The 23244-nt window shown below is 57.7% G+C and carries 23 protein-coding genes and 1 other annotated feature; of the genes, 14 read left to right on the forward strand and 9 right to left on the reverse strand.

What is annotated here, in order from left to right; all coding sequences use genetic code 11:
* The first annotated feature begins 217 nt into the window (after window positions 1-217).
* The 3 genes from HFD92_RS11815 to HFD92_RS11825 are packed head-to-tail and all read left to right on the forward strand — an operon-like array spanning window position 218 to window position 2616.
* Window positions 218-886, forward strand: a complete 669-nt coding sequence (locus tag HFD92_RS11815; protein WP_009091668.1) for a metal ABC transporter ATP-binding protein — start codon at window positions 218-220, stop codon at window positions 884-886.
* Window positions 883-1722: a metal ABC transporter permease gene (locus tag HFD92_RS11820; RefSeq protein ID WP_009091667.1), complete on the forward strand. Its 840-nt coding sequence runs from the start codon at window positions 883-885 to the stop codon at window positions 1720-1722. The genes HFD92_RS11815 and HFD92_RS11820 overlap by 4 nt, the downstream gene beginning before the upstream one ends.
* Window positions 1723-1737: 15 nt before the next feature.
* The gene (locus HFD92_RS11825) at window positions 1738-2616 is read left to right on the forward strand and encodes a metal ABC transporter substrate-binding protein (protein ID WP_009091665.1); all 879 of its coding nucleotides are present in this window, start codon (window positions 1738-1740) and stop codon (window positions 2614-2616) included.
* 45 nt (window positions 2617-2661) lie between these two features.
* On the opposite strand, the gene ykgO is transcribed toward HFD92_RS11825, so the two are convergent.
* From ykgO to HFD92_RS11845, 4 genes are all read right to left on the reverse strand, one after another.
* Window positions 2662-2802 carry a type B 50S ribosomal protein L36 gene (ykgO, locus tag HFD92_RS11830; protein WP_009091664.1) on the reverse strand — a complete coding sequence of 47 codons (141 nt, stop codon included), beginning with the start codon at window positions 2800-2802 and terminating at the stop codon, window positions 2662-2664.
* Between the two features lie 11 nt (window positions 2803-2813).
* A complete protein-coding gene (locus HFD92_RS11835) occupies window positions 2814-3068 on the reverse strand; it encodes a type B 50S ribosomal protein L31 (RefSeq protein ID WP_009091662.1) in 255 nt (84 codons plus the stop codon).
* A 155-nt stretch (window positions 3069-3223) separates the two neighbouring features.
* On the reverse strand, window positions 3224-6379 hold the full coding sequence (locus HFD92_RS11840) for a multidrug efflux RND transporter permease subunit AcrB (protein ID WP_009091661.1): 3156 nt from the start codon (window positions 6377-6379) through the stop codon (window positions 3224-3226).
* A 16-nt stretch (window positions 6380-6395) separates the two neighbouring features.
* Window positions 6396-7589, reverse strand: coding sequence for an efflux RND transporter periplasmic adaptor subunit (locus tag HFD92_RS11845; RefSeq protein WP_167428983.1), 1194 nt, complete (start codon window positions 7587-7589; stop codon window positions 6396-6398).
* Between the two features lie 142 nt (window positions 7590-7731).
* On the opposite strand from HFD92_RS11845, the gene acrR reads away from it, so the two are divergent.
* Window positions 7732-8370, forward strand: a complete 639-nt coding sequence (gene acrR / locus HFD92_RS11850) for a multidrug efflux transporter transcriptional repressor AcrR (protein WP_009091658.1) — start codon at window positions 7732-7734, stop codon at window positions 8368-8370.
* Here acrR and rsmS read toward each other — a convergent pair.
* Genes rsmS through priC form a run of 3 tightly spaced genes read right to left on the reverse strand, consistent with a single transcriptional unit; the run spans window position 8367 to window position 9352 of the window.
* Window positions 8367-8519 (reverse strand): pleiotropic regulatory protein RsmS, encoded by a 153-nt coding sequence (rsmS, locus tag HFD92_RS11855; RefSeq protein ID WP_009091656.1) that lies wholly within the window; start codon window positions 8517-8519, stop codon window positions 8367-8369. The two genes, acrR and rsmS, sit on opposite strands and share 4 nt — an antisense overlap.
* Before the next feature lie 8 nt (window positions 8520-8527).
* Window positions 8528-8773, reverse strand: a complete 246-nt coding sequence (locus HFD92_RS11860) for a GlsB/YeaQ/YmgE family stress response membrane protein (protein ID WP_046101367.1) — start codon at window positions 8771-8773, stop codon at window positions 8528-8530.
* A gap of 57 nt (window positions 8774-8830) precedes the next feature.
* The gene (priC, locus tag HFD92_RS11865) at window positions 8831-9352 is read right to left on the reverse strand and encodes a primosomal replication protein PriC (protein ID WP_167428984.1); all 522 of its coding nucleotides are present in this window, start codon (window positions 9350-9352) and stop codon (window positions 8831-8833) included.
* A gap of 57 nt (window positions 9353-9409) precedes the next feature.
* Here priC and HFD92_RS11870 point away from each other — a divergent pair, with 57 nt between their 5' ends.
* The 6 genes from HFD92_RS11870 (at window position 9410) to htpG (ending at window position 15687) form a co-directional block, all read left to right on the forward strand.
* The gene (locus tag HFD92_RS11870; protein WP_167428985.1) at window positions 9410-9799 is read left to right on the forward strand and encodes a DUF454 family protein; all 390 of its coding nucleotides are present in this window, start codon (window positions 9410-9412) and stop codon (window positions 9797-9799) included.
* Between the two features lie 144 nt (window positions 9800-9943).
* A complete protein-coding gene (gene apt, locus HFD92_RS11875; RefSeq protein ID WP_009091646.1) occupies window positions 9944-10495 on the forward strand; it encodes an adenine phosphoribosyltransferase in 552 nt (183 codons plus the stop codon).
* A 157-nt stretch (window positions 10496-10652) separates the two neighbouring features.
* Window positions 10653-12722, forward strand: a complete 2070-nt coding sequence (gene dnaX / locus HFD92_RS11880) for a DNA polymerase III subunit gamma/tau (RefSeq protein WP_111207338.1) — start codon at window positions 10653-10655, stop codon at window positions 12720-12722.
* Window positions 12064-12125, forward strand: a sequence feature (DnaX frameshifting element). Its footprint overlaps the gene before it by 62 nt.
* A gap of 55 nt (window positions 12723-12777) precedes the next feature.
* Window positions 12778-13110: a YbaB/EbfC family nucleoid-associated protein gene (locus tag HFD92_RS11885; protein WP_009091641.1), complete on the forward strand. Its 333-nt coding sequence runs from the start codon at window positions 12778-12780 to the stop codon at window positions 13108-13110.
* Window positions 13110-13715, forward strand: coding sequence for a recombination mediator RecR (gene recR / locus HFD92_RS11890; RefSeq protein WP_046101370.1), 606 nt, complete (start codon window positions 13110-13112; stop codon window positions 13713-13715). Before HFD92_RS11885 ends, recR begins: the two co-directional genes overlap by 1 nt.
* Window positions 13716-13812: 97 nt before the next feature.
* On the forward strand, window positions 13813-15687 hold the full coding sequence (gene htpG / locus HFD92_RS11895) for a molecular chaperone HtpG (RefSeq protein WP_033736390.1): 1875 nt from the start codon (window positions 13813-13815) through the stop codon (window positions 15685-15687).
* Window positions 15688-15977: 290 nt separating this feature from the next.
* On the opposite strand, the gene HFD92_RS11900 is transcribed toward htpG, so the two are convergent.
* The gene (locus HFD92_RS11900; protein ID WP_009091634.1) at window positions 15978-16847 is read right to left on the reverse strand and encodes a LysR substrate-binding domain-containing protein; all 870 of its coding nucleotides are present in this window, start codon (window positions 16845-16847) and stop codon (window positions 15978-15980) included.
* 187 nt (window positions 16848-17034) lie between these two features.
* On the opposite strand from HFD92_RS11900, the gene HFD92_RS11905 reads away from it, so the two are divergent.
* From HFD92_RS11905 to HFD92_RS11920, 4 genes are all read left to right on the forward strand, one after another.
* Window positions 17035-17910 carry a DUF6024 family protein gene (locus HFD92_RS11905; protein WP_167428986.1) on the forward strand — a complete coding sequence of 292 codons (876 nt, stop codon included), beginning with the start codon at window positions 17035-17037 and terminating at the stop codon, window positions 17908-17910.
* 113 nt (window positions 17911-18023) lie between these two features.
* Window positions 18024-18668 (forward strand): adenylate kinase, encoded by a 645-nt coding sequence (adk, locus tag HFD92_RS11910; RefSeq protein ID WP_009091630.1) that lies wholly within the window; start codon window positions 18024-18026, stop codon window positions 18666-18668.
* Window positions 18669-18781: 113 nt separating this feature from the next.
* The gene (gene hemH / locus HFD92_RS11915; RefSeq protein ID WP_058956355.1) at window positions 18782-19741 is read left to right on the forward strand and encodes a ferrochelatase; all 960 of its coding nucleotides are present in this window, start codon (window positions 18782-18784) and stop codon (window positions 19739-19741) included.
* Window positions 19742-19798: 57 nt separating this feature from the next.
* Window positions 19799-21100, forward strand: coding sequence for an inosine/guanosine kinase (locus HFD92_RS11920; RefSeq protein ID WP_167428987.1), 1302 nt, complete (start codon window positions 19799-19801; stop codon window positions 21098-21100).
* 62 nt (window positions 21101-21162) lie between these two features.
* Here the strand turns inward: HFD92_RS11920 and ybaL are convergent, their stop codons facing one another.
* Entirely contained in the window at window positions 21163-22857 is a 1695-nt protein-coding gene (gene ybaL / locus HFD92_RS11925) for a YbaL family putative K(+) efflux transporter (protein ID WP_009091623.1), read from the reverse strand.
* Window positions 22858-23244: the final 387 nt, after the last annotated feature.

The following is a 23244-nucleotide window of genomic DNA, read 5'->3' on the forward strand; positions in this document are numbered from 1 at the left end:
GCTTAAACGCCCCCGGGGCCGCCGGACTCCCGATACCTTTTGAAACACATTCCGCTCTTGAACCGCAGGCTGCATCCGGTATTCTTATTGTTATGTTATAACATATTGGTGAACTGATGCGTCAGAGTGGATTACTTATGTCGCTGGGCGGACGGCTGGGCGTCGCCCTGCTGATCATCGCGCTGCTGGCTGTCGCGATATATTGGGGGATCAGCACATGATCCGATTTTACGCACTGCGTGCAGGCTACCAGGGAGAGGGGGTCACCCCGGCGATCACGGGTCAGCTCGCAGCAGGCTCCATGACTGCGCTGGTCGGCGCAAACGGCAGCGGGAAATCGACCCTGCTAAAAACCATTGCGGGCTTACTGCCGCCGGTAAGCGGACGCTGCGAACTGCAGGTGGCGCGCCGGGATATCGGCTGGCTGCCACAGCGCACCGAACTTGAGACCCGCTTTCCGCTGACGGTCTTCGAACTGGTTTCCATGGGTTGCTGGCCACGCTGCGGCTGGTTTGGCGGCATTAACCGGTCACTGCGGCGGGAAATCGGGCAGGCGCTGGAGGCAGTTCAGATGAGCGATTATGCGGATGCGCAACCGGCCACCCTCTCGGGCGGGCAGCTTCAGCGCGTCCTGTTTGCCCGGCTGATGCTGCAGCGCAGCGCGCTCTGGCTGCTGGATGAACCCTTTAACGGCATAGACAGCCAGACGGTTACCCTGCTGATGTCGATTCTGGAGCAGCAGCAGCAGGCAGGTACCACTCTGCTGGTGGTGCTGCATGACCGCCCGCTGGTGGCGCGTTACTTCAGTAACGTCCTGTCGATGGATGAACATCATCTCAGCGATACCTTCCGGTCCGATGTCCTGGCACGGAGTCGAGCCTCGTGACCCTGATTCAGCCTTTTATCGAATTTGGCTTTATGCGGCGAGCGCTGGTGGCCTGCCTGGCACTCGCCGTCAGTGCCACGCCACTCGGCGTGTTCCTCTCGCTGCGTCGCATGAGCCTGATTGGTGACGCCTTATCCCATGCGGTGCTGCCGGGTGCGGCCATTGGCTATCTGATCTCCGGCCTCTCCCTGGTGGCCATGGGTATCGGCGGCCTGATTGCCGGGCTGGCGGTCGCGCTGCTCTCTGGCGCAGTCAGTCGCTATACGCCATTGAAAGAGGATGCCAGTTTTGCCGGATTCTATCTTGGATCACTGGCGCTGGGCGTCACGCTGGTTTCACTGCGCGGCTCAAGCGTGGATCTGCTGCACGTTCTGTTTGGCTCGCTGCTGGCGGTCGACAACGCGGCGCTGTTGCTGGTCGGTGGCATCGCGGCCTTTACGCTGATCATGCTGGCGGTGATTTATCGCCCGCTGGTCATCGATGCCTTTGACGGTGACTTTCTGCGGGCGCAGGGGAAATGGAGCGCGCCGCTGGTGCATGGCCTGTTTTTAATGCTGGTGGTGCTGAACCTGGTCGCGGGCTTTCAGGTGCTGGGCACGCTGATGTCGGTGGGTTTAATGATGTTACCCGCTGCCAGCGCCCGTTTCTGGAGCCGTCATCTTGCCGCGATGCTGGCCATCGCCATCTTCATGGCAACCCTCTCTGCGCTGGCGGGCCTGATGCTCTCCTGGCACTTCTCGCTGCCGGCCGGCCCCGCCGTGGTGCTGAGCGCCGCCATGCTCTTCTTTCTCTCGATTCTGACAGGACCGTGCGGCGGAATTTTACGTCGCCATTAATCTCAAGGGGTATCTATGAAAAAATTACCGGTTAGTCTGGCGCTCGCTGCGCTGTTCGCCACGCCGCTGGCGATGGCAAAAACCGTAGACGTTGTCGCCAGCTTTACCGTGCTGGCAGACATCGTCAGCCAGGTGGGAGGCGATCATGTGAAGGTGAAAAGTCTGGTAGGGCCGGATGGCGATCCCCATACGTTTGAACCGACGCCGCAGGACAGCCAGGCGCTGGCAAAAGCGGATCTGGTCTTTGTCAGCGGGCTGGGACTGGAAGGGTGGATGGACCGCCTGGTCAGCGCTTCCGGTTATCACGGTCAGCCGGTAGTCGCCTCTGCGGGTGTCACCACACGCAGCATGGAAGAGGAGGGCAAAACCATCACCGATCCGCACGCCTGGAACAGCATGCAGAACGGCGTGATCTATGCGACCAACGTGATGAATGCGCTGGTCAAAGCCGACCCCGAGGATGCTGCGGCGATCCGTCAGCGCGGACAGAATTACATTCAGCAGTTACAGGCGCTGGATAGCTGGGCAAAGACGGCGTTTGATAAGATTCCTGTGGAGAAGCGGAAGGTGCTGACCAGCCATGATGCCTTTGGCTACTTTGGCCAGCGCTATGGCGTGACGTTCCTGGCGCCCGTCGGGTTCTCTACCGAAGCGGAAGCGAGTGCCAGCAACGTCGGTGATCTGATCACTCAGCTGAAACAGCAGCACATCACCCGCTATTTTATTGAGAACCAGACCGATCCGCGTCTGGTTAAACAGATCGCCAGCGCTACGGGAGCGGAGCCAGGCGGTGAGCTCTATCCGGAGGCGTTGTCCCCGGCTTCTGGTCCGGCACCGACCTATCAGGCTGCCTTTAAGCACAACGTGAACGCCATGCTGAAGAGCATGCAGTAAGCATAAAAAAGGCCGGGCAAGCCCGGCCAGTCATCACGACACACACTAGCGTTTCTTCTTTCTTCCCTGTACGGCTTTAAAGCGCGGATTTGTTTTGCAGATGACGTAAATACGTCCCTTGCGACGGACCACCCTGCAATCCCGATGGCGATTTTTTGCGGAACGCAGCGAGCTTAATACCTGCATGACCCTCTCCTCTATTTACGACCCAGGAAGCGTCCGAAGCGCTGGTTAAAGCGCGCGGTGCTGCCCTCTTTAGCGAAATCTTTCTGTTTACCGGTGTAGAAAACGTGTGAAGCCGACGACACATCCAGCGTGACGTAGGGCAGCGTTTCACCTTCAAACTCTACGGTGCGGTCGGTTTTAATGGTCGAGCCGATTTTGTAGTAAACGTCAGCCGAGGTGTCATGGAAGACCACCGGGCGATAGTGAGGATGGATATTTGCTTTCATAATGCACACCTATGTAATGTTATAATATAACAATATTATGCGCCGCCGCGGAACGGAATGCAACGTCTGCTGATGGCAGAAAGGCGAGGGGAAGAGGAGGGCGAAACTGAAGGGTAAAAAAAAGGCCGCTTACGCGGCCTCAGAGGTGTTACTGCTTAGTGAGTCTGGTTGTGCTCAACCGGCTCAGCGCTGCGCGGTTCCTCTTTGTGCTTACTGAAGCGGCGGCGAACCACTACGAAGAACACCGGAACAAAGAAGATAGCCAGCGCGGTCGCGGTCACCATGCCGCCGATAACGCCGGTACCCACGGCGTTCTGCGAACCGGAACCGGCACCGGTACTGATCGCTAGCGGCAGTACCCCGAGAATAAACGCCAGTGACGTCATCAGGATCGGACGCAGACGCATACGACAGGCTTCCAGCGACGATTCCACCAGGCCTTTGCCCTCTTTATCCATCAAATCTTTAGCAAATTCGACGATAAGGATGGCGTTCTTCGCCGAGAGGCCAATGGTTGTCAGTAACCCCACCACAAAGTAGACGTCGTTACTCAGGCCACGCAGGGTGGTGAAGATCAGCGCACCGATAACCCCCAGCGGAACCACCAGCATAACCGCGAACGGAATCGACCAGCTCTCATACAGGGCGGCGAGACACAGGAAGACCACAATCAGCGAGATGGCATAGAGCGCAGGCGCCTGGTTACCCGACAGACGTTCCTGGTAAGACATGCCCGTCCAGTCATAGCCGATACCCGCAGGCAGTTTCTCCGCCAGCTGCTCCATCAGATCCATGGCGGCACCGGAGCTCTTACCTGGCGCAGCCTGACCCAGGATTTCCATCGCAGGCAGACCGTTGTAACGCTCAAGACGCGGTGAACCATACTGCCACTTCGCCGTCGAGAAGGCGGAGAAAGGCACCATCGTTCCGTTGCTGTTGCGCACGTACCATTTGCCGATATCATCCGGCAGCATACGGGAGTCCGCTTTACCCATGACGTAAACTTTCTTCACGCGACCACGGTCGATGAAGTCATTGACGTAGGAGCCACCCCAGGAGGCCGCCAGCGTGGTGTTGATATCGCTTAACGATACGCCCAGCGCCTGTGCTTTCTCCTGATCGATGATCAGCTTGTACTGCGGCGTATCTTCCAGACCGTTAGGACGCACACCCACCAGAGTGTCAGGATGCTGGGCAATCATGCCGAACAGCTGATTACGCGCTTCGGTCAGTTTCTCGTGGCCCAGGTTGGCCTGGTCAATCAGCTCAAAGTCGAAGCCGGTGGCGTTACCCAGTTCGATAATTGCTGGCAGGTTGAAGGGGATGACCATCGCATCTTTGATGGCACCCAGTGCCTTCATCGCACGCCCGGCAATCGCCGGTACCTTCATGTCGCTGCCGGTTCGCTCATCCCACGGCTTGAGGCTGACGAAAGCAATACCGGTGTTCTGTCCGCGACCGGCAAAGCCGAAGCCGTTAACGGTAAACACCGATTTAACCGTGTCTTTCTCCTGCGTCAGGAAGTAGTCGGTGACCTGATCCAGCACTTTCTGGGTGCGTTCCTGCGTAGCGCCCGCAGGCAGCTGCGCCTGAGCCAGCAGTAACCCCTGGTCCTCTTCCGGCAGGAATGAAGAGGGCAGACGCATGAACAGATATGCCATGCCGACCACGATGACCAGGTAGATCACCATGTAACGGCCGGTGCTGCGAATGATGTGGCCAACGCTGTCGACGTAGTGATTGGTACTTTTGTCGAACATCCGGTTAAACCAGCCGAAGAAGCCGGTCGTTTTACCGTGACCGTCTTTTTTCACCGGCTTCAGTATGGTGGCGCAGAGTGCCGGGGTCAGAATCAGGGCAACCAGCACCGACAGCGCCATGGCTGACACAATGGTGATCGAGAACTGACGGTAAATCACACCGGTCGAACCACCAAAGAACGCCATCGGGATAAATACCGCGGCCAGCACCAGCGCGATACCGACCAGCGCACCCTGAATCTGCTCCATAGAACGCCTGGTCGCCTCTTTTGGCGGCAAGCCCTCTTCCTGCATCACGCGCTCAACGTTCTCTACCACCACGATGGCGTCATCCACCAGCAGGCCGATAGCCAGCACCATCCCGAACAGCGTCAGGGTGTTTATCGAGTAGCCAAAAATGCTGATGATGGCGAAGGTGCCGAGCAACACCACCGGCACGGCGATAGTCGGAATCAGCGTCGCGCGGAAGTTCTGCAGGAACAGGTACATGACCAGGAACACCAGCACGATGGCTTCAGCCAGCGTTTTCACCACTTCGAAAATAGAGATCTTAACGAATGGGGTGGTGTCGTACGGATAAACCACTTTCATCCCGGCCGGGAAGGTGGACTGCATCTTCGCCAGTTCCGCTTTCACCGCATTCGCGGTATCCAGGGCGTTGGCGCCGGTTGCCAGTTTGATACCGATACCGGACGCGGGCCGGCCGTTATAACGGGCAATGATCTCGTAGTTTTCTGCACCGAGCTCGATTTTTGCCACGTCACGCAGGCGAACCTGTGAACCATCCTCATTCACTTTCAGCAGGATTTTGCCGAACTCATCGGTCGAGGTCAGGCGGGTCTGCGCAATGATAGAGGCGTTAAGCTGCTGTCCCGGCACCGGCGGTGTCCCGCCTAACTGACCGGCGGCAACCTGGGCATTCTGCGTGTTCAGCGCGCTGATCACGTCAACCGGCGTCAGGTTGTAGTTATTGAGCTTGTGCGGGTCCATCCAGATACGCATCGCATACTGCGCACCAAACACCTGGGTATCACCGACACCTTTGGTACGGCTCAGCGGATCTTTAATGGTCGAGGAAATATAATCAGAAATATCATTCTGAGTCATATTGTCATCGTCACTGATGAAGCCGGCGACCATCAGGAAGCTGCTGGAGGATTTTTTAACCTGAATCCCCTGTTGCTGAACTTCCTGCGGCAGCAGTGGCATCGCCAGCTGCAGTTTGTTCTGCACCTGAACCTGCGCGATGTCTGCATCCGTGCCTGACTCAAAGGAGATGGTCAGGGTCAGGGTACCGGATGAGTCACTGCTCGAGGACATATACATCAGTCCATCGATACCGTTCATATTCTGCTCAATGACCTGGGTCACCGTGTCCTGCAGCGTTTTCGCATCCGCACCAGGGTAAGAGGCCTGAATCTCAATCGCCGGCGGCGCAACATTGGGATATTGCTCGATCGGGAGTTTGAGAATCGACAGCGCACCGGCCAGCATGATGATGATGGCGAGCACCCACGCAAAGATGGGGCGATCGATAAAGAACTTAGCCATGAATCAACGGCTCCTGTTATGACGATGACTTGTCAGACTGCGGCTTAGAATCGGGTGCCGCTTTCGCATCGTCTGAGACTTCTTGTGGGGTAACCTGTGCGCCCGGCTTGGCTCGCTGCAGACCTGTGCTGATCACACGTTCACCCGCTTTAACGCCGTCGGTGACTAACCATTTGTCGCCAATCGCCTGTGAGGTTGTGACCTGACGCGATTCAACTTTGTTGTCTGCGCCGACCACCATGACTGTCGCCTGGCCTGTTGGCGTGCGGGTGACCGCCTGTTGCGGAACCAGCAACGCATTCGGATTGGTCCCTTCCTCCAGACGCGCGCGCACAAACATGCCCGGTAACAGGGTATGGTCCGGGTTCGGGACAATGGCACGCAGGGTGATGGAGCCGGTGGTCTCATCGACGGTGACGTCAGAGAACTCCAGTGTTCCCTTCTGCGCAAAAGTGTTGCCGTTCTGCATCAGCAGGGTCACGCTGGCTTTGCCATCGGTCTGCTTCAGCTGACCTGATTCCAGCTCTGAACGTAAGCGCATGAAATCTTCGCTCGACTGGGTCACATCGACATACATCGGGTCAAGCTGTTGCACGGTCGCCAGCGCGGTGGTCTGGGCGCTTTGAACCAGCGCACCCTCGGTGACTGACGATTTGCCGATGCGGCCACTGATAGGGGAGGTGACTTTGGTGTAGGCCAGATTAATGCGGGCCGTTTCCACGTTGGCTTTTGCCACCTGGACCGCTGCGTCATTCTGCGCAGCCGTGGCAACCGCCGTGTCGTAATCCTGCTGACTGATATATTTCGTGCCGAGCAGTGGCTTGTAACGCTTAACGGTCAGCTGAGCGATACGGGCGTTGGCCTGTGCCTGGGTTAAATCGCCTTTCGCGCTGTCATAAGCAGCCTGATAGGTGGCCGGGTCGATCTGATAGAGAGACTGACCGGCTTTGATATCACGGCCTTCAATAAAGTTACGCTTGAGAATGATACCGGAAACCTGCGGACGCACTTCAGCCACGCGATAGGCTGAGGTACGGCCTGGAAGTTCAGTCGAAATTTTCAGGGGTTCAGTTTTCAGGGTCACGACACCCACTTCTGGCGGTTGCTGGGCGGCTTGTTCGGATTTATTGTTGTCACATCCTGTTAACAAAAAGCTGCCTGATAGCATCAGGACGGCCGCCAGAGGCGATAATCCTCTGATTTTATTCATAAATAAACCTCTAGTGTCCGATATCAATTGGTCAATGGATCACAAACTGAAAAACCCATTGCTGTGTCAAGTCGCAGGTCGTGCTATGGTACATACATTCACAAATGTATGTAAACTTACCCGTTTGTAAAAAAAGCCCCCTATGGCACGAAAAACCAAAGCGCAAGCACTTGAAACGCGGCATCAAATTCTTGATGCCGCCCTTGTTCTGTTTTCGCAGCAGGGCGTCTCAGCCACGTCTCTGGCCGATATTGCAACCGCTGCCAGTGTGACGCGCGGGGCAATCTACTGGCACTTCAAAAATAAAGCCGATCTCTTACATGAAATATGGCTTCGTTGTGATGCCGGTCTGGATGATGTGGAACTTGAGTATCAGACAAAATACCCTGGTGATCCACTCTCTGTGTTGCGTGCAATGCTGGTCTATATCTTTGAAGCGACAGCAAAGGATCCTCAGCGCCGCGCCTTGATGGAGATCATTTTCCACAAATGCGAATTTGTTGGCGAAATGTCGGCGATGAAGAGTATGCAGCAGAGCCTGTTGCTGGAGTGCTACGACAAAATCGAAGATGTCCTGCGCCAGTGTATTGAAGCGGAACAGCTTCCGGGCACGCTCAGCACGCGGCAGGCCGCCATTATTCTGCGTGGGTATGTCAACGGCATGATGGAAAGCTGGCTGTTCGCGCCAGAGAGCTTTGATTTAGCCGCCGACGCGCCGACGCTGGTAAATGCCTTTATCGATATGCTGTGCCTCAGCCCGACGCTGACCGCCCGCCATTAATCGGGCTGACGGTCGCGTTTGTTCTCGAAGTCGCGCTGCACCATGGCCAGCGCTGAGAGCACCGTCTCCACCGGCAGTTGATGCTCTTCCAGCAGCTGAATCAGATCGACGGCCAGTTTGACGTCGTCAGGAGCATTTTCCAGTGACATCGCTTCTCCTATATACGTAATCGGGCCACGACCAGCAACATCAGCAGCGCACCTGCAATGGCCATCCCCAGCGCGCCGATGTGCACCGTGGCCAGTGAACCCAGTTCAAAGTACGTCGCAATATAGCCGCCAATCAGGGCGCCGATCATCGACAGTGTCAGGGTGGCCACCAGCCCGCCAGGGCGTCCCGGCAGCAGCAGACGTTTCAGCAACCCTAGTAGCAGCCCGCATAACAGCCAGGTGAATAAGCCCATTGTTCTTCTCCGCGCAGAATCACACCCAGTATAGAAGCGCTTTTGTCGCGCTGCGTTTTATTCGCTGCCGCGCAGTGATGCCGCCCACTCCACCGAGCGAATCGCCTGACGGCAGCGAGCCAGCCGACCCTCTAACGTTTCCAGCTCCTGCTTCAGCTGCTGCTGAATCATCAGGGTTTCCGCCAGGGCCAGACGCTGCTCACGCTGATCGATCATCGCCAGCAGACGCCGTTCAAATTCACGGTACTCCTGATATTTTGTCGGGGCGGGTCCCTGCACCGGCTGTTCACGTCGCAGACGCAACTGCTGGGTACCCACCTCACGTTGCAGAGCCGCAATCTGATCGACCAGGCGTTCCGCCAGCCAGCGGCTGCGAGACAGATCCTGGCTGCTGTCGCACAGACGGGCGAAATTCAGCTCCACTTCCTGCAGATAATCCGCCAGCCGGGTGCCTTTGGTGTGGAACAGCTGGCTGTCAAAACGTGGCAGGCGGCAGACGCCGTCCGGGTGACGTGCCAGGGTCTCACGCAGGGTGAGAATAAGCTGCTGCAATCGCTGCTGAATAGCGATCGCCCTCATCGCGGCACGCTCAACTGTGCTAACGTAAGCAGATGAAGAAAGAGCTGGGCGGCATTTATGCAACGCATTCTGTTATTAACCCTCGGCTGGCTGGCCATTGTGCTGGGAACGCTGGGCATTGTATTACCTTTATTACCTACCACGCCATTCATGCTGCTGGCAGCCTGGTGTTTCGCCCGCTCATCGCCGCGCTTTCATCACTGGCTGCTGTGGAAATCGCCTTTTGGCCGCTATCTGCGCCACTGGCAGCAGCATCGCGCCATGCCGCCGGGTGCCAAAGTGCGTGCCATCTGTCTGATCGTGGCGACCTTTAGCCTCTCCCTGTTTCTGGTTCACCAGGTCTGGGTTCGCGTCATGCTGCTAATCATGCTGACCGCACTGCTGCTGTTTATGTGGCGGATTCCGGTGGTGGCAGAAACAGCGGACGCACCGCCGCCACCCGGATAAAGTTGCAATTAGCCGGTCATTTGCTTAGATTTGGGCGTCTTCGTGCGTGGCTTCCCTTTGTGAATTAACTTCCGCTGAGCCTTTTACCAGGTATTAGCGCTTTTGAAGCTGCGCGAAACAGAATTTTTTACCAGGCGTATCATCATGACCGACACTGCGCAGCAGCTTGAATTCATTAAAAACAGCATCAAAAGCATCCCCGATTATCCTAAGCCAGGCATCCTGTTCCGCGATGTCACCAGCCTGCTGGAAGATCCCAAAGCCTATGCCGCGTCGATTGCGCTGCTGGTTGAGCGTTACCGTAATAAAGGCATCACCAAAGTGGTCGGCACGGAAGCGCGCGGTTTCCTGTTTGGCGCACCGGTGGCGCTGGGCCTCGGCGTCGGTTTTGTGCCGGTGCGTAAGCCGGGCAAACTGCCTCGTGAAACCTACAGCGAAGCCTATGAGCTGGAGTACGGCACCGATCAGCTGGAACTGCACAAAGATGCCATTCAGCCTGGCGACGTGGTGCTGGTGGTCGATGACCTGCTGGCAACCGGCGGCACGATCGAAGCGACAGTGAAACTGATTCGTCGTGCAGGCGGTGAAGTGAAAGACGCGGCGTTCATCATCAATCTGTTCGACCTGACCGGTGAATCGCGTCTGACTGCCCTGGGCGTTGAGAGCTACAGCCTGGTTAAATTCCCCGGCCACTAAGCCACTCCTCCGGCCTTGCTCCCGCGCGAGGCCGTCACGCCCCTGGCGTCAAGATAACGAGTGCCAGGCAAAAGCGTAGCTGATAGACTACTGCAATCTTATACAGGGGTTGCAGAGCGTCTGCGCTCATCTTTCCATCCAACTTCGTCGAATCCACATGAGCTATCAGGTACTTGCGCGAAAATGGCGTCCCCAGGCTTTTGCTGATGTTGTCGGTCAGGAACATGTTCTGACCGCGCTGGCGAATGGATTGTCTCTGGGACGCATCCATCATGCTTATCTCTTCTCCGGCACCCGCGGCGTCGGGAAAACCACCATTGCGCGTCTGCTGGCCAAAGGCCTTAACTGCGAAACCGGTATCACCGCGACCCCCTGTGGTCAGTGTGACAACTGCCGGGAAATCGAGCAGGGCCGCTTTGTCGATCTGATCGAGATTGACGCCGCATCACGCACCAAAGTTGAAGACACCCGCGATCTGCTCGACAACGTGCAATACGCCCCGGCGCGTGGCCGCTTCAAAGTCTATCTGATCGATGAAGTGCACATGCTGTCGCGTCACAGCTTCAATGCGCTGTTAAAGACGCTGGAAGAGCCGCCTTCACACGTTAAGTTTTTACTGGCCACGACCGATCCGCAGAAACTGCCGGTGACCATCCTCTCGCGCTGTCTGCAGTTTCACCTCAAGGCGCTGGATGTCGATCAAATCCGTCAGCAGCTTGAGCATGTCCTGAAGCAGGAGCAGATTGAGAGTGAAAACCGTGCGCTGCAACTCCTGGCACGGGCTGCCGATGGCAGTATGCGCGATGCGCTGAGCCTCACTGACCAGGCCATTGCCATGGGGCAGGGGGCGGTGACCAGCAGCACGGTCAGCGTCATGCTTGGCACGCTGGATGATGAGCAGCCGCTGGGGCTGCTGGAGGCGCTGGTCGAGGGTGACGGTCAGCAGGTGATGAACCTGCTGAGTCAGGCGGCGTCTCGCGGCGTCGAGTGGGAGGCGCTGCTGGTAGAAATGCTGCGCCTGCTGCATCAGATTGCGATGGTGCAACTGCTGCCCGCCTCACTCAACGATGATGACGAGAGCAGCGCGCTTCGTTTGCGGGAACTGGCCCGGGTGGTGCCGCCCGCCGATCTGCAGCTCTACTATCAGACCCTGCTGATGGGGCGCAAGGATCTGCCGATTGCGCCCGACCGCCGCATGGGGGTGGAGATGACGCTGCTGCGTGCACTGGCGTTTCATCCGAAAGCCGCGGTGGCGGAACCCATTGCGCGTCCCGCATTAACCGAGCAGATGTCACCAGTAGCCCCGGCACAGCGATCGGCTGCGGGATCGACATCAGCGGCACCAGCCGCCCGACAACCAGCCACGCCGTCACCGGCCGCTGCGACACCGCCGCAGACGGCACAGCCACAGCCGCAGCCAGCCGTAACCCCGCAGCCGGTTGCCGCGCAGCCACAGATGGCGGCACCCGACGCGGAGCCACCGCGTTCGCCGCCGCCCGATGCCGCACCGGACAGCGCGCTGTCGAGTTCCACCAGCCAGCTCCTGCAGGCGCGCACTCAGTTGCTGCGTCAGGGAGCGAACAAACCAAAAAAGAGTGAGCCGGCGGCGCCAGGTGCGCGGCCGGCCAACTCCGCGCTGGAGCGGCTGGCTTCCGTTACCGAGCGCAGTCAGCAGCGGATCCGCGATCGCGAGCCTGCCGCGCCGGTAAAAGAGGAAGCGTACCGCTGGAAGGCGGTAAATCAGACGGAGGAAGTGGCGGAGCCGGTGGCGACGCCAAAGGCCTTGCGTTCTGCGCTGGAGCATGAGAAAACCCCTGAGCTGGCGGCGCGTCTGGCGGAAGAGGCGCAGCAGCGCGATCCCTGGGCCGCAGAAATCGCTCTCCTGCCGCTGCCGAAGCTGGTTCAGCAGCTGGCCTTAAACGCGTGGAAAGAGGTGACCGAAAGCGGCGTCTGCCTGCATCTGCGCAGCAGCCAGCGGCATCTTAATTCAGCGTCGGCGCAGCAGGTGTTAAGCGAGGCGCTGAGTCAGCACGCCGGGCAGAGAGTTGAACTCTCGGTAGTTGAAGACGATAATTCATCGGTGTTGACGCCACTGGAGTGGCGTCAGGCCATTTACGAAGAGAAACTGGCGCAGGCGCGTCAGTCGATCACCTGTGATACCCACATCCAGACGCTACAGCGATTTTTCGATGCCGATCTGGATGAGGAGAGTATCCGACCTGTTTGAACACGCTGCTGCTATCGTCACGATAGCGTTGTAGCCTTAGCTGAGAGAGAAAACTATGTTTGGTGGTAAAGGCGGATTGGGCAACCTGATGAAACAGGCCCAGCAGATGCAGGACAAAATGGCCAAAGTTCAGGAAGAGATCGCCGCGCTTGAAGTGACCGGTGAGTCCGGTGCTGGCCTGGTAAAAGTCACCATTAACGGCGCGCATAACTGCCGTCGCGTGGAAATCGATCCCAGCCTGCTGGAAGATGATAAAGACATGCTGGAAGATCTGGTTGCCGCAGCGTTCAACGATGCCGCACGTCGCATTGACGAAACCCAGAAAGAGAAGATGGCTTCTGTCTCTTCAGGCATGCAGCTGCCGCCAGGCTTTAAGATGCCATTCTGATGCAAACCAGCCCACTGCTTGAATCATTGATGGAGTCGCTGCGCTGTCTGCCCGGCGTGGGGCCGAAGTCGGCTCAGCGCATGGCGTTTCAGCTGCTGCAGCGCGATCGCAGCGGGGGCATGCGGCTGGCACAGGCGCTGACCCGGGCGATGTCGGAGATTGGTCACTGTGCCGATTGCCGCACCTTCACCGAGCAGGAAATCTGCACGATCTGCGCCAACCCACGGCGTCAGCAGAACGGTCAGATTTGCGTGGTGGAAAGCCCGGCGGATATCCACGCCATTGAGCAGACCGGCCAGTTTGGCGGTCGCTACTTTGTCCTGATGGGCCATCTCTCGCCGCTCGACGGGATCGGTCCGGCCGACATCGGTCTGGATCGTCTGGAGCAGCGTCTGGAGAGTGAAACCCTGCAGGAAGTGATCCTCGCCACCAACCCGACGGTGGAAGGTGAGGCGACCGCGAACTATATCGCGGAGCTCTGTGGCCAGTATGGCGTCAGCGCCAGCCGAATCGCGCACGGCGTGCCGGTGGGCGGTGAGCTGGAGATGGTCGATGGCACCACGCTCTCCCATTCACTGGCGGGTCGCCAGAAGTTTAAATTTTAATCACTTGCCGGTGTTGTGACAGACACCGGCTTGAAAATCCCCCCGTCATCCCCACATCAACCTCAACGTTTGTTCAACCTGTTTTGTTGAGGTAGCAATGACCATGAAAGGACAAGAGACCCGTGGCTTTCAGTCGGAAGTAAAACAACTTCTGCACCTGATGATCCATTCTCTCTATTCAAACAAAGAGATTTTCCTGCGTGAGCTGATCTCCAACGCCTCGGATGCGGCAGACAAACTGCGCTTCCGCGCCCTGTCAGATTCCAGCCTGTATGAAGGTGATGGCGAGCTGCACGTTCGTCTCTCTGTTGATAAGGACAACCGTACCCTGACGCTGAGCGACAACGGTATCGGTATGCGTCGTGATGAGGTGATTGAGAACCTCGGGACTATCGCCAAATCAGGCACCAAATCTTTCCTCGAATCCCTGGGTTCTGACCAGGCGAAAGACAGCCAGCTGATCGGTCAGTTTGGTGTGGGCTTCTACTCCGCCTTTATCGTGGCGGATAAAGTGACTGTGCGCACCCGTGCCGCGGGCGCCTCAGCCGATGAAGGGGTCTTCTGGGAGTCAGCAGGCGAGGGTGAATATACCCTGGCGGAGATTGAGAAAGCCGACCGCGGGACCGAGATCACCCTGCATCTGCGTGAAGGCGAAGATGAGTTCCTGGATGTCTGGCGCGTTCGCAACATCATCAGCAAGTACTCCGATCACATCGCGCTGCCGGTTGAGATCGAAAGCAAAGATGAAGAGAGCGACACGACGCACTGGGAGAAGATCAACAAAGCTCAGGCGCTGTGGACCCGCAACAAATCTGATATCAGCGATGAAGAGTACAACGAGTTCTACAAGCACATCGCCCACGACTTCAGCGATCCGGTCGCGTGGAGTCACAACCGGGTGGAAGGTAAGCAGGAATATACCAGCCTGCTCTACATTCCGGCGCGTGCGCCGTTCGATATGTGGAACCGCGATCAGAAGCATGGCCTGAAACTCTATGTACAGCGCGTCTTTATCATGGATGACGCTGAGCAGTTTATGCCGAACTACCTGCGCTTTGTGCGTGGCCTGATTGACTCCAGCGATCTGCCGCTGAACGTCTCCCGTGAGATCCTGCAGGACAGCCGCGTCACGCAGAGCCTGCGCGGTGCGCTGACCAAACGTACCCTGCAGATGCTGGAAAAACTGGCGAAAGATGACAGTGAGAAGTATCAGACCTTCTGGAAAGAGTTCGGTCTGGTGCTGAAAGAGGGCCCGGCAGAAGATCACGCGAATCAGGAAGCGATCGCGAAGCTGCTGCGTTTCGCGACCACCCAGAGCGACGGCGCGGCACAGACCGTTTCGCTGGAAGATTACGTCAGCCGCATGGTGGAAGGTCAGGAGAAGATTTACTACATCACTGCTGACAGCTATGCCGCCGCTAAGAGCAGCCCGCATCTGGAGCTGTTCCGCAAAAAAGGCATTGAGGTGCTGCTGCTCTCCGATCGCATCGACGAATGGATGATGAGCTACCTCACCGAGTTTGACGGGAAAACCTTCCAGTCAGTGAGCAAAGCGGACGAGTCGCTGAGCAAGCTGGCCGATGAAGAGACCGAAGAGCAGAAAGAGGCGGAAAAAGCGCTGGAGCCATTTGTTGAGCGGGTGAAAAATCTGCTGGGTGAGCGCGTGAAAGAAGTACGTCTGACTCACCGTCTGACCGACACACCCGCCATTGTCACGACCGACGCCAACGAGATGACCACGCAGATGGCGAAGCTGTTTGCCGCGGCCGGACAAGAGGTACCGGAAGTGAAGTACCTGTTCGAAATCAACCCGGATCACCCGCTGGTGAAACGTGTTGCCGATACTCAGGATGAAGCACGCTTCGGTGAGTGGGTTGAGCTGCTGCTGGATCAGGCACTGCTGGCTGAGCGCGGCACCCTTGACGATCCAAACCAGTTTATCCGTCGCATGAATCAGCTGCTGACGGCTTAAACCCTCAGACCGGTATTTTCACCGGTCTCAGTCGGCTGATAAAGCCAAAGCAGGATGATTCTGACCGCAACGCCTGCACCCGCTGCGCAGGGGACACGGTCAGAAGAGGAAAGCGTCCCGCGCCAGGGATGGCGCGGGTCGAGCGTGTCAGGGATGACGGCTTTTGCGTCTTTCCGATCTGACCGTGTTCCCTGTGCTAACTCGATCTGACAGCAGAGCCGAGCAGAGTAGAGCAGGGCAGTTCAGAGCAGAGTCAACAACATCAAGCCGGTGATCATCACCGGCTTTTTTTATGGCTGTGCGGCATCCCGCAGCCAGTCCCGAAACAGGGTGATCTCGCTGTCGTCACGGCGACTCTGCTTCGTCATCATCCATGTTGCCCGATCGGTCGGGACAAAGCCGAGTGGGGCGATCAGCGATCCCTCCTCCAGCTCCCGCCGAACCAGCAGACGTGGCGCCATCAGCACGCCCAGACCACTGCGTGCCGCCTGAATAGCCAGCGTCAGCGTCTCAAAGTGCTTACCGCTGCTGAAGCGGCCACTGACCCCTGCCTTTGAGGCCCACTCTGACCAGGCGTGGAGACGGGTATCCGCATGCAGCAACGGCATTGCCGATAAATCTTCGCCCACCCGCAACTGTGAAGCGAAATGCGGGGCGCAGAGCGGTCCGATCTCATCCTCGCTCACCAGCATCGCGTCAATATCGGGTTCAGGTGATTCACTATGGCTGAGGATCAGCACATCCACATGCTCGCTGCGCAGTTGAGGAACCTGAGCCAGCGGCTGAAAGTGAACCTCAATCTCCGGATAGCGCTGATAGAAGCTGGAGATGCGGGGGATCAGCCATTGCGATAAAAAACTGGGGGCACAGGAGATGCGAATCTGCTGAAGCAGACCGGTGCGGATATTTTCACAGCTGCTGCGTAATTCACTGAATGCCTGCTGACAGCTCAGCAGCAGCCGGTCGCCATGTGCCGTCAGCTTTACGCGGCCATTGGTGCGGACAAACAGCGGTTTGCCCATCCAGCTCTCCAGCTGGCGAATCTGATGGCTGATAGCACTGTGCGTGACGTGCAGATGTTCAGCCGCCACGCTGAAGCTGCTGTGCAGGGCTGCCTGGTGGAAATAGTGCAGCGCTCTCAGTGGCGGCAGTCCGTTCATCCTTATCCCCTGTGCAAAAATCTAACAGGGATTGTCAATTTATATCATTTTAAAGTCCAGCCGCATTGGCCTACTCTACAGGCCAAATTCTGGCGGGTTGACTCATCCTTTTATCTGTGATTTTCCACAGCTATTCCGCCTGGCTTCACCTGCGTTCACGCCACACTATTATTCAAGCGAGACTGCCATGGCAAACGGCCCTTTATCCTCTGAAACGTCTGAAGAGGCGCGTCATCGGTTGCGCCTGGCGCTGTCACGTTATTATAAACTTGAGCAGTTTGACCTCTTCTTTACCCCCTCACTGCATGTGGCTCAGGTGCTGCTCTCTCAGCTGTTTCTGCGCCAGGAGCAGACGCGCAATCAGACCCGCTACGCCTCACACTATCCTGTTACCGAACTCAGCGTTCTGCCCGCGATCCCCCTGATAGCCGGTAACATTACGCTGGTGCCGCACGTCGACTTACCGGATGGTCGGGTGCGCCCGCTGCGGGAGTGCCAGCGCCACGGCGTGACGGAAGCGAGCGAGAGCTTCGCCAGCGTGCTGCATCACAAACTGATCGACGAAGCCCGTCTGTTTGTGACCCGACTGGATAGGCATGCGGAGATCTGCAGCGATCTGGTGCTGGTGGCGCTAAGAACGCACGACTTCAGCACCCTGGTACGCAGTGAACTGCGTCTGTTTGAACAGGGGCTGACGCTGCCCGCCATCGACGAGGCGCTGCATCGCCTCAACGATCCGCAGTGGCGGCCTTACAATGCCGCCACCGTCGATGCGCTTTCACTTTCAGGGCCGCTGTCGCTCAACTCCAGCCATCAGCCCGGTCTGCCCTTTGCCAGCTTTACGCTCCCGGCACCGCTGTTCGCCAGGCTGTCGGACGCCGATGACGTGGTGAAGTGGCCACAGCAGGCGCGGCTGCAGCTGAATGCCAACGTGCGCGGCAGCGGTAAAAAAAGCGTGAATATGACCCATTATCTGAGCCGCCGGCTGCAGTTTTTGCTCGGCACCGGCATGAAATCTGAAAAAGCGTCAGGCAGACCAGCCGGGTCTGGTTTCGCGCCATAAAGCCAGTAAAGTAGCCCTGAGCGATCCGCGCCCTTCCTTGTGATGAGCGGGTCATAATGGTATGTTCTTCGCCTTCAAGATAGATCAATGCGATTCGCAAGGGGATTTACGCAATGCGTATTATTCTGCTCGGAGCTCCGGGCGCAGGTAAGGGGACTCAGGCCCAATTCATCATGGAGAAGTACGGCATTCCGCAAATCTCCACTGGCGACATGTTGCGTGCAGCAGTGAAAGCAGGCAGCGAGTTGGGCAACCAGGCGAAAGCCATCATGGATGCTGGCAAACTGGTGACCGATGAGCTGGTGATTGCGCTGGTTAAAGAGCGTATCACCCAGGAAGATTGCAAAAACGGTTTCCTGCTGGACGGTTTCCCGCGCACCATTCCTCAGGCGGATGCAATGAAAGAAGCCGGGATCACCGTTGATCACGTGCTGGAGTTCGCTGTACCGGACGAACTGATCGTCGAACGTATCGTAGGTCGTCGCGTGCATGCGCCGTCAGGCCGCGTCTATCACGTCACCTTCAATCCACCGAAAGTGGAAGGCAAAGATGATGTGACCGGTGAAGAGCTCACCACGCGCAAAGACGATCAGGAAGAGACCGTGCGTAAGCGTCTGGTGGAATACCATGAGATGACCGCGCCGCTGATTGCTTACTACAGCAAAGAAGCGGAAGCGGGCAACACCGCCTATCACAAAATCGACGGCACCCGTAAGGTGTCCGAAGTGAGTGCTGAGCTGGCTAAGATTCTGGGCTAAGCTCACCGGGGCCGGGATTACCGGCCCCTTTTGCAGTAATTGCTTTTACCTCCTACTAATTCCGCTACAATTTCCCTGTTTTCACGCATCCCCGTTGTTATCAAGGAACTCCAATGAGGCAAGATAAGCCCGGCGTGTTACTGGTTAATTTAGGTACGCCAGACGCCCCTACCACACCTGCTGTTAAACGTTATCTGAAACAGTTTTTAAGCGATCCTCGCGTGGTCGATGCGCCGCGCTGGCTCTGGTGGCCGGTTCTCAATGCCGTCATTCTGCCGTTTCGCTCACCGCGTGTATCGAAGCTCTACGCTTCGGTCTGGATGGAAGGGGGATCGCCGTTGCTGGTCTATAGCCAGCGTCAGCGCGACGCCCTGGCGGCCCGCGTCGATATGCCGGTTGAACTGGGTATGAGCTACGGCAATCCCAGCCTGAAAAGCGCCGTGGATAAGCTGATGGCGCAGGGCGTGACCCGCCTGATTGTGCTGCCGCTCTATCCGCAATTCTCCTGCTCCACCGTGGCGGCGGTGTGGGATGGCCTGACCAGCGTCTTCAGAGCGTATCGCTCATTGCCTGAGGTGCAGTTTATCCGCGACTACGCCGAGCATCCGGCCTATATCGCCGCGCTGAAAGCCTCTGTCGAGCAATCCTTTGCGCGGCACGGCCAGCCCGATCTGCTGGTGTTATCCTTCCACGGCATTCCGCAGCGCTTTGCCAACGAAGGTGATGACTATCCGCAGCGCTGCGCGGATACCACAGCGGCCCTGGTGAAAGCGCTCGGTCTGCGTGAGGATCAGTACATGATGACCTTCCAGTCGCGTTTTGGCCGTGAGCCCTGGCTGATGCCCTACACCGACAAAACGATGGAAAGCCTGCCTGCGAAGGGGATTAAACATGTTCAGGTGATGAGCCCGGGCTTCTCGTCAGACTGTCTGGAGACGCTGGAGGAGATCAGTGGTGAAAACTGCGAAATCTTCATGCACGCCGGCGGCGAAAAGTTTGAGTACATTCCCGCACTGAACGCGGATGACGCGCACATCGACATGATGGTGCAACTGGTCAACGCACGTCGTTAAAGCAGAGGCGGAGAGTGTGATATCATTCTCCGCCTGTTTTTCCAGACGGCACTCCCGATGAAATTTCCCGGCAAACGCAAATCTAAACACTACTTTCCCGTCAGCGCACGCGATCCCCTGTTACAGCCGACTCAGACCGACGTTGATGCGGGCAGCTGGGTGGTGGGTATCGACCAGACGCTGGTGGATATCGAAGCAAAAGTCGATGACGCTTTTCTGTCACGATACGGCCTGAGTGCCGGGCACTCACTGGTCATCGACAATGCTGTCGCGGAAGCGCTGTACAGCGAGCTGATGCGTGACGGGCTCATCACCCATCAGTTTGCCGGTGGCACCATCGGTAACACGCTGCATAACTTTTCGGTGCTGGCCGATGATCGCTCGGTCCTGCTGGGCGTGATGTGTAACAACATCCAGATTGGCGGCTACGCCTATCGCTATCTCTGCAACACCTCAAGCCGGGTAGATCTCAACTTCCTTCAGGGGGTGGATGGCGCGATCGGTCGCTGCTTCACGCTGATTGGCGAGCATGGCGAGCGCACCTTTGCTATCAGCCCCGGTCAGATGAATCAGCTTCATCCGGATAGTGTGCCGGAAGCCGTAATTGCCGGGGCCTCGGCGCTGGTTCTCACCTCCTATCTGGTGCGCTGTGCCGAGGGTGAGCCGATGCCGCAGGCAACGCTGCGCGCGATTGAGTATGCCAAACGCCATCATGTGCCGGTGGTGCTGACGCTGGGCACCAAACATGTGATTGGCGACAACCCTCAGTTCTGGCGTGACTTCCTGCGTGACCATGTCAGCATCGTGGCGATGAATGAAGAAGAAGCGCTGGCGCTGACCGGAGAGTCCGATCCGCTTCTCGCCGCGGATATGGCGCTGGAGTGGGTGGATCTGGTGCTCTGTACCGCTGGCCCAATCGGGCTCTATATGGCGGGGTACACCGAGGAAGAGTTCAAACGCAAAACCAACCATCCGCTGCTGCCTGGCGCGATTGCGGAGTTCAATCAGTATGAGTTCAGCCGGGTGATGCGCCAGCAGGATTGCCAGCAGCCGCTGCGTGTCTTCTCGCACATCGCGCCTTATATGGGCGGCCCGGAGAAGATCATGAACACCAACGGCGCGGGGGATGGGGCGCTGGCGGCGTTACTGCATGATATTACCGCCAACACCTATCACAGTCTGAACGTGCCCAACTCCAGTAAACATGCGCGTCCTTATCTGACCTACTCGTCGCTGGCGCAGGTGTGTAAGTACGCCAACCGTGTCAGCTATCAGGTGCTGAACCAGCATTCGCCGCGTTTAACCCGCGGACTGCCGGAACGCGAGGACAGCCTGGAAGAGTCCTACTGGGATCGGTAAAGCGGGTCGCGACAGGATATAAAAAAGGCCCTCCTGAACAGCAGGGCCTTTATGAACAGCAATCAGCGCACTACATCACAGGGCTGTAAATCCTCGCCCTGCGTCATCTCATCCTGCAGGATCTGCAGCATGCTGCTGGCGATCTCACGCTCACCCATCACGACGCGGGATGCACCGCGTTCCATGATGTATTCCACTTCATCGTCGTAGTGGGCGCGGGCGATAATCTCAATGTTCTGGTGTTTTTCACGCGCGGCGGTGACCACTTCACCCGCCTCATAGCCATTCGGGATCGTGAGTAACAGCCAGCGGGCGCAGTCCAGTCGTGCCAGTTCCATGGTTTCAGCGCGGGCCGCGTTGCCCAGCACCGCTTTGATACCCTGCTCGCGCAGCGCTTCGACCCGTGGACGCGAGTTTTCAACCACCACCAGTGGCACATTCGCCTCCAGCAGCTTCTGACCAATCAGGCTGCCCACCCGGCCATAACCAACAATCACCGCGTGATTGCAGAAATCGACCGGAATCTGCTTCTCTTCTTCGATGGCCTCTTCCAGCGTCTGCTCTTCCATGGTTTCGGTTTTCGCCAGAAAACGCTCCAGCAGGGTAAACAGAATCGGGTTGAGCATAATCGACAGAATAGCGGCAGCCAGCACCAGGTTGCGCCCCTCATCGCTGAGCAGGCCGAGTGAGATACCCAGACCCGCCAGGATAAAGGCGAACTCACCGATCTGCGCCAGACTGACCGAAATGGTCAGCGCCGTGCGACGCGAATGGCCGAGCAGTGACACCAGCAGCCAGGCGGCGACTGACTTGCCGACCACAATAATCACCAGCGCACCCAGCACGGCCAGCGGCTGCGTTACCAGAATGGAAGGGTCAAACAGCATCCCCACCGAGACGAAGAACAGCACCGCAAAGGCATCGCGCAGCGGCAGGGTATCGCGTGCCGCGCGGTGGCTCAGTTCGGACTCGTTGAGCACCATACCGGCGAAGAACGCACCCAGCGCAAACGAGACATCGAAAAATTCAACCGCGCCAAACGCGATACCCAGCGCCAGGGCTAACACGGCCAGGGTAAAGAGTTCACGTGAACCGGTCGCCGCACTGCGGGCGAGGATCCAGGGCACAGCCCGGCGTCCCACGACCATCATCAGCACCATAAAGGCCGCCACTTTGCCGATGGTCCACAGCAGATCCCAGGCCAGCAGACCGGCGCTGGCGTTGCCCTGTTCCATCATGCCGGCAATTGCAGGCAGCAGCACCAGCGTCAGCACCATCACCAGATCTTCAACAATCAGCCAGCCAATCGCAATCTGCCCGCGCTGGCTATCGATCAGCTGTCGCTCCTCTAACGCGCGCAGCAACACCACGGTACTGGCGGTAGAGAGGCAGAGGCCAAAGACCAGGCCGGTCATCCATGACCAGCCCAGCGTCCAGGACAATCCCATTCCCAGTAAGGTCGCGACGGCGATCTGCGCGATGGCACCGGGAATGGCGATCGACTTTACCGACATGAGATCTTTCATTGAGAAGTGCAGGCCGACACCGAACATCAGCAGGATAACGCCGAGTTCAGCCAGTTCAGGGGCCAGATTGGTATCGGCAACGAAACCGGGGGTAAAGGGGCCGGCCAGCACGCCGGCCATCAGGTAACCGACCAGCGGGGAGATACGCAGGCGATTCGCCAGCATCCCAAGGAGAAATGCCAGAACCAGCGCTCCGACAATGGTAGTGATCAACGGGGTGGTGTGATGCATGCCTGTCTCCTTGTATGCAAATGTATCCGCTTGTAACAAACGAGTTTAATGTAAAATCACACCTTCCGCTGAGCAATTTGCGGGAATAGCGTAAAAAAACCGGAAAAAAAGCCAATTACACAATCGGAAGGCCATTTCTGCTCATTATCGGCAATACTGGCTGAGTTTGCGGTTCAGCCAGAGCAGGATAAATAAAAATTATCGTGAGGAAATACCGGGAGTCTGACGCAAATAGCTGGTAAATGGCCTCTCAGAGCGGCTAAAACCTGCCAGCCCCTCTTTTTGCAGGAGTAAACAATCAGTTAACAATAGAGCGAACGGCCGGTTGAGGTGACGCTGGCAGACAGGGAGCCTGCGATACGGTGCCCGCCCCCGGTTCTGCTGGCG

Origin of the sequence: Pantoea sp. EKM101V (assembly GCF_011800325.1) — a bacterium.
GTDB lineage: Bacteria > Pseudomonadota > Gammaproteobacteria > Enterobacterales > Enterobacteriaceae > Pantoea > Pantoea anthophila.